Origin of the sequence: Rhodanobacter humi (assembly GCF_041107455.1) — a bacterium.
Classification (GTDB): domain Bacteria; phylum Pseudomonadota; class Gammaproteobacteria; order Xanthomonadales; family Rhodanobacteraceae; genus Rhodanobacter_A.
Genome location: NZ_JBGBPY010000001.1, coordinates 1156643 through 1170367 on the forward strand (window position 1 = coordinate 1156643; position 13725 = coordinate 1170367).

A 13725-nucleotide genomic window follows, 5' to 3' on the forward strand; every position below is an offset into this window, starting at 1 on the left:
GCATCGCGGCAGGCTGGCCGCATCCGGGCAAGGCAGACTGGCATGACGAACTTCCTGCGCGCGATGGGACGCGGCCTGGCGCTGCTGCTGGGTGCATTGATCGCCTTCGTCTCCGGCGCCTGGGGGGCACTCGCGCTGTGGTACCAGCTGCCCGGCGGCACCGCGCTGCGCACGCTGGGCGCCGTGTTGTGGGCGGCACTGGTGCTGGCGCTGTTCGCGCTGGCGATCCTGCGCCGCGCATGGTGGCCGCTGGGCGGCTACGCGCTGCTGTACGCGCTGCTGCTGGTCTGGTGGTCGGGCATCACACCCCGCAACGACCATGCCTGGGCCGACGACGTGGCGCGCCTGCTCGCCGGCGAGGTGCACGGCAACGTGGTCGTCCTGCACAACGTGCGCGACTTCCACTGGCGTAGCGACAGCGACTACGACGCGCGCTGGGAAACGCAAAGCTACGACCTCGACCATCTGGTTTCCGCCGACGCCGTGCTCTCGCACTGGGGCAGCCAGGCGATCGCCCACGCGATGATCTCGTTCGGCTTCGACGACGGCCGCCACCTGGTGTTCTCGGTGGAGATCCGCAAGCGGCGCGGCCAGCAGTTCTCCTCGATCGGCGGTTTCTTCAAGGATTTCGAGGCGATCCTGATCGCCGCGCCGGAAAGCGATCTGATCCGCGTGCGCACCAACGCACGCGGCGAGGACGACTATCTCTATCCGCTGGCGATCGAACGACCGACGATGCGCGCGCTGTTCCTGTCCTACGTGGACAAGGCGAACCGGCTGGCGACCACGCCGGCGTTCTACAACACCGTCACCTCGAACTGCGCCTCGATGGTGTACCGCATGGCGCGCCAGCTCGATCCCGGCCTGCCGCTGGATCCGCGCCTGCTGTTCACCGGCTACCTGCCCGGTTATCTCTACAAGATCGGCGTGCTGGACCAGCACCTCACGCTGCAGCAGTGGAACGCGCGCGCGCGCATCACCGAGCGTGCGCGCGCGAGCCGGCCGGGCGAGGATTTCTCCGCGGCGATCCGCGCACCGCGGCGCTGAAGCACATGCCGCATCGTGCACACGATGCGGCAACGGAATCTTCACCACCCGCACAGGAACCTGAATCCCAGCGCAGCAGCGATGCCGCGAAATGCTCCGATGCGCGCGACATGGGGTAGGGTCGAAACGGCAGCACCCCACACGCTTCCTCGAACGACCTGCACACCGCTGTCAATCATGTCGCAGGCACGCACCCAGGAGACACGCGATGAACCTCCCCTCCCCCCGAATCGCCGTGCTGGCGGCGAGCATGCTGGCCGTTGGCCTGGCCGGTTGCTCGCAATACGTGAAGAAGGACGACTTCAGCGCCGCCATCCAGCAGTTGCAGCAGAAGCAGCAGGACCAGCAGCAGCAGATCGACTCGATCAAGCAGCAGATGCAGGAGCAGTTCTCCAAGTACGACACGCAGATCACCGCGATGCAGGGCCGCGTCAGCGTGGACACCGTGGCGCACTTCGCCTTCAACAGCGCCACGCTGAACGACCAGGACAAGCCGGCGCTGCAGAACTTCGCGCAGACGATCAGCAAGTACCACCCGAACGTGCTGATCACGGTGGAAGGCTTCGCCGACCCGGCCGGCTCGCGCGCCTACAACCATCGCCTGGGCATGCAGCGCGCCGACGCGGTGCGCGACTTCCTGGTGCAGAACGGCATCGGCACCGACCAGGTGCGCGCAGTGAGCTACGGCAAGGATGCGAACCGCCAGGTGGTGAAGGGCGCCAGCCGCGACCGCGGCGCCGACAACCGCCGTGTCTCGCTGACGGTGGATTCCACCGGCGCCGGCGCGGTGGCCTCGGCGCCGGCAACTTCCTGAAACCGGTTTCCGCGCAACACGAAAACGCCCGGCTTGCCCGGGCGTTTTTCGTTGGCGTCGCGTGCGCTCACACCGAGGCGAGATGCTGCTCCAGCATCGCCTCGAACAGCACAGGCGGCATCGGCCGGGAGATCAGATAACCCTGGAAACCATGGCAACCTTCGCGCATCAGGAAGTCGTGCTGCGCCACCGTCTCCACGCCCTCGGCCACCACCTCCAGGCCCAGCCCGCGACCCATGCCGATGATGGTCTGCGCGACCATCGCGTCGTTCGCATCCTCCGGCAGGCGGGCCACGAAGGCCTGGTCGATCTTCAGCTGGTCCAGCGGCAGACGCGAGAGATAGGCCAGCGAGGAATAGCCGGTGCCGAAGTCGTCCAGCGAGATGCGGATGCCTTGCGCACGCAGGCGCGCCAGCTTGGCGGCGGCCTCGGCGAGATCGCCCAGGATCACGGTCTCGGTGATCTCCAGCATCAGCTGCGCAGGGTCGGCACCGCTCGCGGCGAGCGCTCGGCACACGTCGTCCACGAAGCCAGGCTGGGCGAACTGCCGCGCGCTCACGTTGATCGCTAGCACGAGCTTGCGGCTGGATGGTCGCGCCGACCAGGCCACCAGTTGCGCACAGGCTCGCCGCAGCACCCAGTCACCCAGCGGCAGGATCAGGCCGTTCTCCTCGGCGACGGGGATGAACCGTTCGGGCGACATCTGCTCGCCGTCGGGGCGGGTCCAGCGCAGCAACATCTCGGCGCCGACCACGCGCCCATGCCGGTCGACCTGCGCCTGCAGGTGCAGCTCCAGCGTCTCCTCGGCGATCGCGCGGCGCAGGTCGCCGACCAGCGCCTCGCGCTGCACCAGCTCGTCCTGCATGGCCGGCTCGTAGCGGCGCAGCTGGTCGCGCCCACCGGCCTTGGCGGCGTACATCGCCAACTCGGCCTGCTTGAGCACCGACTCCGGCGAGTCGCGCCCCGGCACCAGCTCGGTCCAGCCGATGCTGACCGTCATCCTCACCGGCACGTCGTCGCCCAGCTGGAACGGCATTCGCAAGGCCTCCCGCACCTGCTCGGCGCAGTCGCTCACCAACGCGGTGCGCGCCAGCGGATCCACCGCGCGGCAGGGCAGCAGCAACGCGAACGTGCCGCCGCTGAAACGGCTCAGCACGCTGCCCTCGTCCAGCAGCTTGCGCAGACGCTGCGCGATCAGCGCCAGCAGGCGGTCGCCGGCGGCGTGGCCGCGCAGGTCGTTGACCCGCTTGAAGTGGTCGAGGTCGATCAGCAGCAGGGCGACGCCGTGCGTGGCGGCCCCGCGCAGCAGGTGCTGCAGGCGACCGTGCAGGAAATGCCGGTTCGGCAGTTCGGTCAACGGGTCGAAGAAGGTCATGCGATCGACGCTCGCGTGCGCCTCGCGCTCGCCGGTCAGGTCGATCATCGAGCAGACGAAGTGGCCTGGCTGGCCACCGGCGCCCGGCACGGCGGAAATCGCGACACGCGCCACCCTGGGCTGGCCCCGCTTGACGTGGATCCACAGCTCGCCCTGCCCATGGCCGACGCGACGCGTCGTTTCCCAGAGGCTGTCGTAGGCGTCCGGCGCGTGCTGCGGCGACCGCAGCATCGACGACGGCTGCCCGACCGCTTCGTCGGGCAGGAATCCGGTGAACCGGGTGAAGGCATGATTGACGCGCTGGATGACCTGGTCGGCATCCAGCACCATCGAGGCCTCCTGCGTCTCGAACGCGACGGCGGCCAGGCGCAGTTCGTTCTCCGCCTGCTTGCGCTCGGTGATGTCCTGCGCATGGATGAGCACGTACTGCGCCAGGCCGTCGGCGTCGTGGAACACCGAGCAGTCCAGCCGCACCGGGAAGCGCCGGCCATCCTTCGCCACTTGCTCGGTTTCCCACACGTAGTGGTCGAGCCGATCCGACCTCGCGCGCAAGGCTGCGCGCTCGGCCACCAGGTCGGGCGGATACAGCGCATCCACCGGCATGCCCACCATCTCCTCCGGCGTGTAGCCGTGCTCGCTGGCGAAGGTGGGGTTGGCGGAGATCAGGGTCATGTTGCGCGCATCGCAGATGTACACGCCGAACGCGGCGTTCTCGAACGCATGCCCCCACAGCTGCAGTTGCGTTTCGGCCAGCTGTCGCTCGGTGACGTCGCGCGCCGCGCTCACCACGCTGTACGGCTCGCCCTGCGCCGTGAACAAGGGCGCGCTGATGACCTCGAACTGCCGGTTCTGGCCGTTGCCGGCGGCCAGCGACAGCAGGGCGCCGGCATTGCGCCCGAGCCGCGCCGCCTCGCCGTCCAGCTCGCGTATCCCGGCCGCGAACGCCGCGTCGAACAGCTCGTCGCAGCGCCGTCCGGCCGGCGACTCGCAAGCGGCGCGGAACAAGGCCTCCGCACGGTCGTTGCCGTCGCGGTAGATGCCCTGGAGATCCTTCACCCACATCGCGTCCGGGCTGGCGTCGAAGATCGCGCGCAGCTTGCCCTCTTCCGCCCTCAGCGCAGCCGTGCGCGCCGCCACGGTGCGGCGCAGCGTCCCCACCCACAACAGCATCAGCGTGATCAGCGCCAGCACCGCCGCCAGCGCGATGCCGGCGGCGCGCCCGTAGGGTGTCGGGCTGAGCGGATGCTCCAGCCAACGCTTGTCGAGCGCCACCAGCTCGGCCGGCGCGATGCCCGCCATGCCGCGCTCCACCGCCTGCAGCATCGCCGTGTTGCCCTTGCGCACGGCCCAATGGAACTGGCTGGTGTCGAGCACGAACGCCCGCTCGAAACGGCCCAGTGCGGCAGATTCGGACAGATAGCGATACGCCCGGTTCTCGTCCATGCAGAAGACCCGCGGGTTGCCGCGAATCGCCGCGCGAACGACCTGGCGCGCATCCCCGAACTCCCGCAGCGCGGTGAAACCCAGCGACTGCAGCTTCGGCCCGCAGGCATCGCCGCGATCCACGCCCACCTGCAAGCCCTGCAAGGAGGGCAGGTCGTGCACGCCTTCGACGCTCCGGTCGACGTAGACGCCCGTAGGCAGCGTGGCGTAAGGCAGGGAGAAGTCGTATTGCGCATCCCGTGCCGACGTGTGGTAGATCATGTCGATCACGTCGGCCTGTCCCGACAGCAGCGCCTGCGTGGCGGCCCGCCAGTCCATGGTCGCCAGCTCGACGCGGATGCCGGTGTGCGCCTGGAACAGCTTCCACCGGTCCACCTCGTAGCCCTGCGGCTTGCCGTCCGCATCGAGCGACAGGAAGGGCGGGTAGTCGTCGGGCGCGACCACGCGGATTTGCGTGGGCACAGCGGGGACGGATGCCGCGGCAGCGGCGATCGCGGCCGGACTGCACGACAGCCATGCCATGCATGCAAGAAGACCCCAGCCGCTCATGCGCATGCCACTACCGCCCGGCGCCTCCCCAATGACGGCTAGCATCGGCACTCACGTGCAACCACGCAAGTGGTGTGCCATCAACTTCCAGCACTGGCGGGCGCCGGGCGGCACGCGGCGTTCAGCCCACCAGCTCGAAGCGCACCAGCCGCCGCAGCGGATCGGCCGCGGCCAGCCGCACCGTCACCTCCTGCCCCAGCGGCAGCGGTGCGGCGGAGCCGACGCGGGCCTCGATCGCGGGATCGCGCAGCATCACCACGCCGCTGTGCGCGGCCGCACCGTTGCCGTTACCGTTGCCGCGACCGTGCTCCGCGCCGTTCGCCTCGACGATCGCGCCCTGGAAGGTCTCGCCCACGCGCGGCGCCAGCAGCACCGCCTCGACCAGGTCGATCACCTGGCGCTCGTACTGGTGTGCGCGGCGGTCGGCCTCGGCCATCAGCTCGGGCAACGCGGGTAGCGCGGCGCGCGCCCAGTCCGGCACCGGCTGGTTCGCGCACAAGGCCACGCAGACCTCGCCCACGTAGCGGTCCACCAGCCGGCGCAGCGGTGCGGTGGCGTGCGCGTATTCCGCCGCGAGCGCGGACTGCAGCGGCTGCGCGGGCAACGCGCCGTCGAAGGCCACGTAGCCGGCGCCGCGCAGCACCGTGGTGCAGGCGGTGAGCATCGCGACATGCGCGTCTTTCGACGGATCCAGCGCGCGGATGAAGTCGGGGTAGGACTGCGCCGCAGGCCACGCGATGCCCAGCACCTGCGCGGTGAGCTTGAGCCGCGCGATCGCGGCCGGATCGGGCGGCGGCAGCGTGCGCAGCAGGCCGACCTTGCCCTTCACCATCAGCTGCGCCGCGGCCATGCCGGTGAGCAGCGAGATCTGCGCGTTCCAGTCCTCGACCGGTCGGTTGACGCGGTATTCCAGCCGCCACTGCCCGTCCGCCACGCTGATCTCCTGCTCGGGCAGCGCGAGGCTGATGCCACCGCGCGCCTGCTCGCGGCGCTGGCGCAACTCGCCCACCTCGCGCAACAGCGACCACAGCGGATCGGCGGTGCCGGCGTCGAGCTGCTGCTGCACGCCGGCGTAGTCGAGCCGGGCGCGGCTGCGCACCCGCGCGCGGCGCACGTCGATCGCGGCGATCTCGCCACCTGCGTCGAGGTCGATCGTCCACAGCAGCGCGGGCCGCAGCTGCTCCGGCAGCAGCGAGGCGGCACCCTCGGAGAGCGACTGCGGATGCAGCAGGATGCGCGAATCAGCGCCGTACAGCGTCTCGCCGCGGCGGTGCGCTTCCGCATCCACCGCATCGCCCGACGCTACGAAGGCGGCCACGTCGGCGATCGCGTAGTACACCCGGTAGCCGCCGCCCTGCCGCTCCAGGTGCATGGCCTGGTCCAGGTCCATCGAACCCGGCGGGTCGATCGTGACCAGCGGGACGTCGGTGCGATCCAGCGCCGGCAGCCGCGGTTGCGCCGCCGCCTGCGCCGCCGCGGCCTCGACCTCGGGCGGGAATGCACCCGGCAGTTTCATTTCGCGCTGGACCGCGGCGATGCCTTGCGCCAGCGTGGTGTCGGCGCCGGTCTGCAGGCGGATGCGGGTGGCGGGCATGGGACGTCCCTGGCATGGGCGCGGCGGCGCACGAAGCCCGCACTATAGCCGCGTCCGGCTGGCGCGACGCACTTCCGTCGCGCGCCGCGACGGTGTAGAACCGGCGAAGGTCCCCGCACCCCCGACGACCATGAGCGAACCGTCCCTGCTGATCCGTCTGGCCGAAGACGACGACGATTTCATCCTGGCCCTGGTGCCGCGTTTCGTGGATTTCCCGCTGCCGTCCTGGCGGCGGCGCCACGAATGCATCGAAGGCATCCGCGACGATCTGCTGCGCCACCTGGAGGATCAACCCGCGAACAGCCACCTGTTCGTGGCCGAGGACGCGGACGGCACGCGGGTGGGTTTCATGCACCTGCAGCGCACCGAGGATTTCTTCACCGGCCGCAGCAACTGCCACATCTCGGATCTCGCGGTGGTGCCGGCGCACGAGGGCCGCGGCGTGGGCAAGGCGCTGCTGGCCCATGCGGAGCAGTGGGCGCGCGAGCACCAGTGCCAACTGGTGACGCTGGCGGTGTTCCCCGGCAACGAGCGCGCACGCAAGGTGTACGAGGCGGCGGGTTTCGGCGCGGACCTGCTGCGGTTGGCGAAGCCGCTGCGCTGAATGAACGGCACGCGGTCGCCGCGGGCGTCACGGCTCCCGTGACGCCCGGACCCGGCATCAATCGGCGTCGTTGTTGTCCAGCGAGTTCTCCAGCAGCTTGCCGGTCTTTGCGTCCACACCCACTTCGCGCGTGTCCTTGCCGGACTTGATGTCGAACGAGTAGCGCAGGCCGCTGCCGCCGGCCTCCTTTTCCAGTTCCTGTTTCACCACTTGGCCGGGCACCGCCTGCAGGGCGATCTTGCGTGCCTGGGTCATGCTGATCTTCGCCTGGGCGGCGAGCTGGGCCGGGGTTTCGGCCTGCGCGGCGAACACGAGGCCGCACAGGGCGAACGGCAGGCCGAGAACGATGGACTTGCGCATGGGCTGCTCCTTGGGAGTTGAGGTGTCGTCGGCGAGGCACATGCATCGCCGGCGGCATGGGAACGCTACGCTGCGGTGCTTAGGGGGTACTTGCGGGGAGGGGAGCAAAACCAAAGGGACGGGGCGCGGGAGGTTGTACACGGGGAACGTCGACTGCGAGGCAGCGCTTCGCGCAGTCTCGTTACTGAAAGCCCTGCAAGGGTGTGCCCTCTCCCCAACCCTCTCCCGCAAGCGGGAGAGGGAGCGAACGTGCCAGCGGGTTCGCGGTCTTCAACGATCGGCTATGCGGGGCGATTCGGCTTCGTTGTGCGGCGGGTTCTTTTGTGATCTACGCAGTACTGCGTAGATCACAGGCATCACCAGCAGCACCAGGGGCACCTGCACCAGCATGCCGGCGATGATCGCCACCGCCAGTGGCTGCTGCATCTGCGAGCCCTGGCCGATCGCGAGCGCCAGCGGCAGCAGGGTGAGGATGGCGGCGATGGTGGACATCAGGATCGGCCGCATGCGGTGGTGGCCGGCGTAGCGCATGGCCTCGTGCAGCGGCATGCGCTGCTCGGCGTCGGTCATCTCGGTGAAGTAGAAGATCGCCAGCTCGGTGACGATGCCCACGATCATCGTCATGCCCATCATCGCCGAGATGTTGAGCTCGATGCCGGTGACCCACAGGCCCACGAACACCGCCGCCATGGCCAGCAGCGGCGCCACCATGATCGCCAGCGCCACGCGGAAGCTCTCGTACAGGAACAAGAGCAGGGTGAACACCAGCGCGATCGCAGCCAGCATCACGATGCTGAGGTCGTGGAACGCGATCTGCTGCTGCGCGTACAGGCCGCCCAGCTCGTGGTACATACCCGGCGGCAGCAGGCCCGGCTTGGCCAGCACCTGCTTCACGTCAGCCACGGTGGAACCGAGGTCGCGGCCCACGATGCGCGCGGTCACCGCCACCATGCGCTTGAGGTTGTCGCGGTTGATTTCCGGCTGACCCTGCACCGCACGGATCGTGGCGATCTCGGACAGCGGCAGCACGTGGCCGTCGGCGGTGCGGATCGGCAACGCCTGCAACTGCTCCAGCTGCGCGCGCGAGTCCGGCGGCAACCACACGCGCACACCGATCATCTTCGGCCCCTGCGGCAGCTGTGCCGCCACGTTGCCGGCCACCGCGTCGGACACCTGCTGCGCCACCGCCACCGGGTCGAGCCCGTACAGGCCGGCCTTGACCGGATCGACCTGCACGTCCAGCGCATCGCCGGCGGGATTGATGCCGTTGCGCACCTCGGCCACGCCGTTGACCTTGGCGATCGCCGCGGCCACCTTCTTCGCGGTGGCGTCGAGCTGCGTCTCGTCGTCGCCGTAGAGCTTGATCTCGATCGGCTGCGGCACTTCGGTGAGGTCGCCGATCAGGTCTTCCATCAGCTGCGCGACATCCACGTCCAGCCCCGGCACCTGGGCTGCAACCTGTTCGCGGACCTGCTCCATCACCGTGCTGGTGGGCGGCCGCGAGCCGCTCTTCAGGCGCACGAAGAAGTCGCCGGTGTTCGCCTCGGTGAGGCCGCCACCGAGCTGCAGGCCGGTGCGCCGCGAGTAGGTGTCCACATAGGGATTCGCATGGACGATCGCCTCGACCTGGCGCAGCAGGCGGTCGGTCTCGTCCAGCGAGGTGCCGGGCGGCGAGAGGTAGTCGAGCACGAAGCCGCCCTCGTCCATCTTCGGCATGAAGCCACTGCCGACCTGGCGGTAGGCCAGCACGCCGACCAGCAGCAACGGGATCACCCCGAGCAGCACCAGCACCGGCCGCTGCAGCAGGCGACCCAGCGTGCGTTCGTAACCCGCCAGCATGCGCTGCGAGAAACGGCCCGGCGGATGCTCCACGGCGTGGCGTTCGTCGATCAGCCATTCGGCCAGCAGCGGCACCGCCACCCAGGTCAAGAGGTAGGAGATCACCAGCGCGCTGGCCATGGTCAGCGACAACGCCCGGAAGAACGCACCGGTGACGCCGGTGAGGAAGGCCAGCGGCAGGAAGATCACCACGGTGGCCGCGCTGGAGCCGGTGAGCGGGCGGGTGAATTCCCACGCCGCACCGGCGATGCGTTCGCGCACCGGTCCCGTGCCGTCGCGCAACCGGCGCATGATGTGCTCCAGCATCACGATCACGTCGTCGATCAGCAGGCCCACCGCGGCCGCCATGCCGCCCAACGTCATCATGTTGAAGCTCATGTGCAGCAGGTCGAGCAGCAGCACGGTGGTCGCCAGGGTGGCCGGTACCACGATCAGCGCCACCAGGATCACCCGCGCGTTGCGCAGGAACACGAACAGCACCAGGCCCGCCAGCACGATGCCGATCAGGATCGCGTCGCGCACGCTGCCGGCCGCGCCCAGCACCAGCTGGGTCTGGTCGTACCAGTTGGCGATGTGCAGGCCCTTCGGCGCCTGCTGCTGGTAATCGGCCAGGCGCTGCTTCACGTCGCGGGCGATCTGCACGCTGTTGCCGCTGGGCTGCTGGAACACCTGCATCAGCACCGCGTCGTGGCCGTCAGCGGTGGTGCGCACCCATTGCGGTTCGTGGCTCATGCCCACCGTGGCCACGTCCCTGAGGTGCAGCACGCCGTGCGCGTCGGCGCGCAGCACGATGTCGCCCAGCGCCGCCGCCGTCGCCGGCTGGTTGTTCGCCAGCAGCAGGTAGAGCTTGTAGTGATCCTGCAGCCGGCCCATCGCCTGGATCGTGGCGGCGCTCGCCACCGCGTGGTCGAGGTCGGCGAGGGTGAGGCCTTGCGCGCGCAGCTTCGCCGCATCCACGTCCACGTGGAACTCGGCCACGTCGCCGCCCTGCACGTCCACCTGGGCCACGCCGGTGACGCCGGATAGCAGCGGGCGCAGTTGGAACTCGGCGATGTCGCGCAGTTGGGTGGGCGTGAGCGTGTCGGAGCGCAGGCTGTAGGCGAGTATCGGGAACACCGTGGGATCAAGCCGGATCGCGCCCACGTTCACGCCGGGCGGCAGGCGCGGCAGCACTTCGCCGATCGCGGTGTCCACGTCGAGCAGGGCGCGGCCCATGTCCGCGCCCCAGTCGAAGCCGATGTTGATCTCGGCGCTGCCGCGGCTGGTGGTGGAACGCACCTCGCGCACGCCGCGCACGCGGCGGATCGCCTCCTCCACCGGCCGGGTCACGCTCACCACCATCTGGGCGGCGGGCTGGTCGCCGGCGTCCAGCGTCACGCGTACGCGCGGGAACGAGACGTTGGGAAACAGCGAGACCGGCAGGTTGAACGCGCCGGCGATGCCGCCGATGGCGAGGATCAAGGCGAGGAACAGCAGCGAACGCCGGTGGCGATGCATCCACTGGGTGATCGTCATCGGTACGGCCGTCACGGCTTGGGCTCGCTCTTGGCGTGGCTGTCCCCGGCGTGGCTGTCCCCCTGGCGCACGGCCGCGCCGTCGTCCACTTCGTAGGCGCCCTGCACGATCACCGGCAGCTTCGCGTCGAGCTTGCCGAGCACGCCCACGATATCGCCGGCCGGCTGGCGCAGTTGCACGTCCACGCGATGCGCCTTGCCCTGGTCGAGCTGGAACAGGTAGTCGCCCTGCTCATCGTGCAGCACGGCTGCGCGCGGCACTGCCCAAGCGGCGTAGCTGTCGCTCTGGATGCCGGCCTGCAGCGCGGCGCCGGCCACCAGCGTGGCATCGGCAGCCGCGGGAATCTCGGCCTGCACCGGCAGCAGATGAGTTTGCGGATCGATCGCGCGTCCCACCATGACGAGCTTGCCGGTGAACGCTTTCGCGTCGCCATACACGCCCTGCACGGACACCGGCATGCCCACACGCAGCGCCGTGCCCACGTCGGGCTGCACGCCCAGTGCCGCGATCAGCGCGTGCGCGGGCATGAAGACCAGCAGCGGCGCGTTCGCGGCGAAGCGGTCGCCCAGCGTCACCGACACGGTGGTGACCACACCGTCGTCCGGCGCCGCCACGGTTTCCTGCGCGTCGCCACCGCCCAACGCCTGTTGCGCCGCCAGCGCGGATTGCGCATCGGCCAGCGTCTTGCGCGCGGTGGCGACTTGCGAAGCAGTGGCCAGATGCTGTGCCGCCATTTGCTCGGTGCGCTGCAACTCGCCCTGCGCCAGCGTCGCCGCGCTCTGCGCCTGCTGGTACGCGCTGCGCGCCGCCGGATCGGGCGCCACCGTCAGTAGCGGCTGGCCGCGCCTGACCGTCTGCCCCGCGCTCACCTTGAGCGCGATCACCTGGCCGCCGTGCGCGAGGCTGACCGAGCGCGCGGCATGCGGATTGGCCACTGCACTGCCCCAGGCCGCCACGCTGTCGTGGAAGCTCTGCTGCACCGGCATTACCGTGGTGACCAGCGCCACGCCCTTGGCATCATCGGCGGCGTTGTCGTCGTCGCCGCCCTTGCTGCAGGCGGCCAGCAGCAAGGCCGTGACGGCCAACGCGGCGCAGCGCGCGAGAAAAACCTGTTTCATCGTTTGGACGCCTGTTGCATGACGAAATCCGTGCGGCCGAGCAAGGCCTCCAGCGCGATCGCGGCGGTGGAACGGGCCTGCCGCAACGCGACCAGGTCCGTGTCGGCGGCCAGCGCGTTGCCACGGATGGCGAGATAGGTGGGCCAGTCGAGCAGGCCGTTCTTCCATGCCTGCTCGGCGGCAGTGCGCGCCGCATCGAGACGCTGCGCGTGCTCGGTCTGTGCCGTCTGCTGCCGGTCCAGCGTGGCGAGATCGGCCACGAGCCGCTGCATGTCGCTGCGCGTGGCCAGCAGGCGCGCGTCGTAGTCGTCCTTCAGCTGCTGGCGGGTGGCGGTTTCGATCGCGATGTTGCCGCGGTTGCGGTCGAACAGCGGCAGCGTGATGCCGATGCTGAAGCCGTTGGTGGTGATGTTGCTGGTGTCGCGCGCACGGGTGAGGCCCACGGTGATCGCGGGGAACTGGGCGAGGATCGCACCGCGCAGCGTCGCCTCCTGCGCGCGGTAGCCGGCCTGCAGCGCCAGCAGGTCGGGGCGCCGCTTCGGCAAATCGGCCAGCGCGGCCGTGAGCTGCGCGGCGTCGGGATCGACCTTGTACGGCGCACCCACCAGATCCAGCGGCGCCGTGGGCGCAAGGCCCAGCAGCTGGCGCAGGTCGCTTTCGGCCTGGTGCAGCGCCACTGCGTTGTCGCCTGCACGCTTGCGCGCGTCGGCCATCGCGTTGAGCCCCGCACTGGCGCTGTCGTAGTTGAGGTTGCCGGCATGCAGCGCCGCTTGCACCGCCTGGTCCACCGGCGCCAGCGCCTGCTGCTCGGCGTCCAGTTCGACCTGCTGCGCCCGCAGGCTCTGCACCTGATCGAACAGCAAGCGCGCCTGCGCGATGGTCTGCCATTCCGCCCACAAGAGATCGAGGTTTACCTGCTCGGCCTGCGCGTTCGCCGCGTGCTTGCGCGAGGAACGCAGCAGCAAGGCACTCACGTCCTCGCTGAGGCCGAGGTTGTAGGCCTTGGTCAGGCCGCCGCCGGAGTTGTGCGGAAAGTCCGCGCCGAAACCCAGCTGCGGATCGGGCAGCAGCCCCGCGGCGAAGGCCTGCGCGCGGGCGATGCCCAGCGCATCGCGCTGCAGCTTCAGGTCGGGGCTGTTCGCCACCGCCAGCATCGCCACCTCGGTGACGTCCAGGCCGTCGGCGGGATCGAAGCGATGCGTGGCCAGTTCCGGCACCGGCATCGCGCTGGCCGGCACGCTGAGCTGCGCGGCGCTGGCGGCGCCTTCGCCCTTGCCCAAGGGCAGCGGATGGTAGGTGGCGCAGGCGCACAACAGCGTGGCCGCGGCTGTCGTCAACAGCCCGGCGCGAGCGAATGGCGGTAGCCGAGCGTCGAGGATCATGGACACAGCTTGCCGGGGCGCGCTTAGGGCTTTCTTATCGTGGTCGAGCGAGACCACGCGCAGTAAGCTGGGCTGGCCTGTCCTC

General features: G+C 69.8%; 9 protein-coding genes. 3 read left to right on the forward strand and 6 right to left on the reverse strand.

The window, feature by feature from the left end; all coding sequences use genetic code 11:
• Nucleotides 1-42 precede the first annotated feature (42 nt).
• Together AB7878_RS05285 and AB7878_RS05290 are read left to right on the forward strand one after the other, a co-directional pair.
• The gene (locus AB7878_RS05285; RefSeq protein ID WP_369493351.1) at nucleotides 43-1047 is read left to right on the forward strand and encodes an Lnb N-terminal periplasmic domain-containing protein; all 1005 of its coding nucleotides are present in this window, start codon (nucleotides 43-45) and stop codon (nucleotides 1045-1047) included.
• Nucleotides 1048-1255: 208 nt separating this feature from the next.
• Complete coding sequence (locus AB7878_RS05290) at nucleotides 1256-1861, forward strand: OmpA family protein (protein WP_369493352.1); 606 nt, start codon at nucleotides 1256-1258, stop codon at nucleotides 1859-1861.
• Nucleotides 1862-1928: 67 nt separating this feature from the next.
• On the opposite strand, the gene AB7878_RS05295 is transcribed toward AB7878_RS05290, so the two are convergent.
• Together AB7878_RS05295 and AB7878_RS05300 are read right to left on the reverse strand one after the other, a co-directional pair.
• Nucleotides 1929-5141 carry an EAL domain-containing protein gene (locus AB7878_RS05295; RefSeq protein ID WP_369493353.1) on the reverse strand — a complete coding sequence of 1071 codons (3213 nt, stop codon included), beginning with the start codon at nucleotides 5139-5141 and terminating at the stop codon, nucleotides 1929-1931.
• Between the two features lie 208 nt (nucleotides 5142-5349).
• Complete coding sequence (locus AB7878_RS05300) at nucleotides 5350-6822, reverse strand: RNB domain-containing ribonuclease (protein ID WP_369493354.1); 1473 nt, start codon at nucleotides 6820-6822, stop codon at nucleotides 5350-5352.
• A 130-nt stretch (nucleotides 6823-6952) separates the two neighbouring features.
• Between AB7878_RS05300 and AB7878_RS05305 the strand changes: the two genes are divergently transcribed.
• Nucleotides 6953-7426, forward strand: a complete 474-nt coding sequence (locus tag AB7878_RS05305) for a GNAT family N-acetyltransferase (RefSeq protein ID WP_369493355.1) — start codon at nucleotides 6953-6955, stop codon at nucleotides 7424-7426.
• Nucleotides 7427-7483: 57 nt separating this feature from the next.
• On the opposite strand, the gene AB7878_RS05310 is transcribed toward AB7878_RS05305, so the two are convergent.
• From AB7878_RS05310 to AB7878_RS05325, 4 genes are all read right to left on the reverse strand, one after another.
• Complete coding sequence (locus AB7878_RS05310; RefSeq protein ID WP_369493356.1) at nucleotides 7484-7786, reverse strand: PepSY domain-containing protein; 303 nt, start codon at nucleotides 7784-7786, stop codon at nucleotides 7484-7486.
• Nucleotides 7787-8056: 270 nt separating this feature from the next.
• Complete coding sequence (locus AB7878_RS05315) at nucleotides 8057-11140, reverse strand: efflux RND transporter permease subunit (RefSeq protein ID WP_369495722.1); 3084 nt, start codon at nucleotides 11138-11140, stop codon at nucleotides 8057-8059.
• A gap of 11 nt (nucleotides 11141-11151) precedes the next feature.
• A complete protein-coding gene (locus AB7878_RS05320) occupies nucleotides 11152-12258 on the reverse strand; it encodes an efflux RND transporter periplasmic adaptor subunit (RefSeq protein WP_369493357.1) in 1107 nt (368 codons plus the stop codon).
• Nucleotides 12255-13640 (reverse strand): TolC family protein, encoded by a 1386-nt coding sequence (locus AB7878_RS05325; RefSeq protein WP_369493358.1) that lies wholly within the window; start codon nucleotides 13638-13640, stop codon nucleotides 12255-12257. The genes AB7878_RS05320 and AB7878_RS05325 overlap by 4 nt, the downstream gene beginning before the upstream one ends.
• Nucleotides 13641-13725 lie beyond the last annotated feature (85 nt).

Bases quoted from the DNA above. Each gene is read 5' to 3' on its own strand.
- AB7878_RS05285 (WP_369493351.1), top strand. From the start codon at position 43: ATGACGAACTTCCTGCGCGCGATGGGACGCGGCCTGGCGCTGCTGCTG.
- AB7878_RS05320 (WP_369493357.1), bottom strand. From the start codon at position 12,258: ATGAAACAGGTTTTTCTCGCGCGCTGCGCCGCGTTGGCCGTCACGGCC.
- AB7878_RS05325 (WP_369493358.1), bottom strand. From the start codon at position 13,640: ATGATCCTCGACGCTCGGCTACCGCCATTCGCTCGCGCCGGGCTGTTG.
- AB7878_RS05290 (WP_369493352.1), top strand. From the start codon at position 1,256: ATGAACCTCCCCTCCCCCCGAATCGCCGTGCTGGCGGCGAGCATGCTG.
- AB7878_RS05305 (WP_369493355.1), top strand. From the start codon at position 6,953: ATGAGCGAACCGTCCCTGCTGATCCGTCTGGCCGAAGACGACGACGAT.
- AB7878_RS05300 (WP_369493354.1), bottom strand. From the start codon at position 6,822: ATGCCCGCCACCCGCATCCGCCTGCAGACCGGCGCCGACACCACGCTG.
- AB7878_RS05315 (WP_369495722.1), bottom strand. From the start codon at position 11,140: ATGACGATCACCCAGTGGATGCATCGCCACCGGCGTTCGCTGCTGTTC.
- AB7878_RS05310 (WP_369493356.1), bottom strand. From the start codon at position 7,786: ATGCGCAAGTCCATCGTTCTCGGCCTGCCGTTCGCCCTGTGCGGCCTC.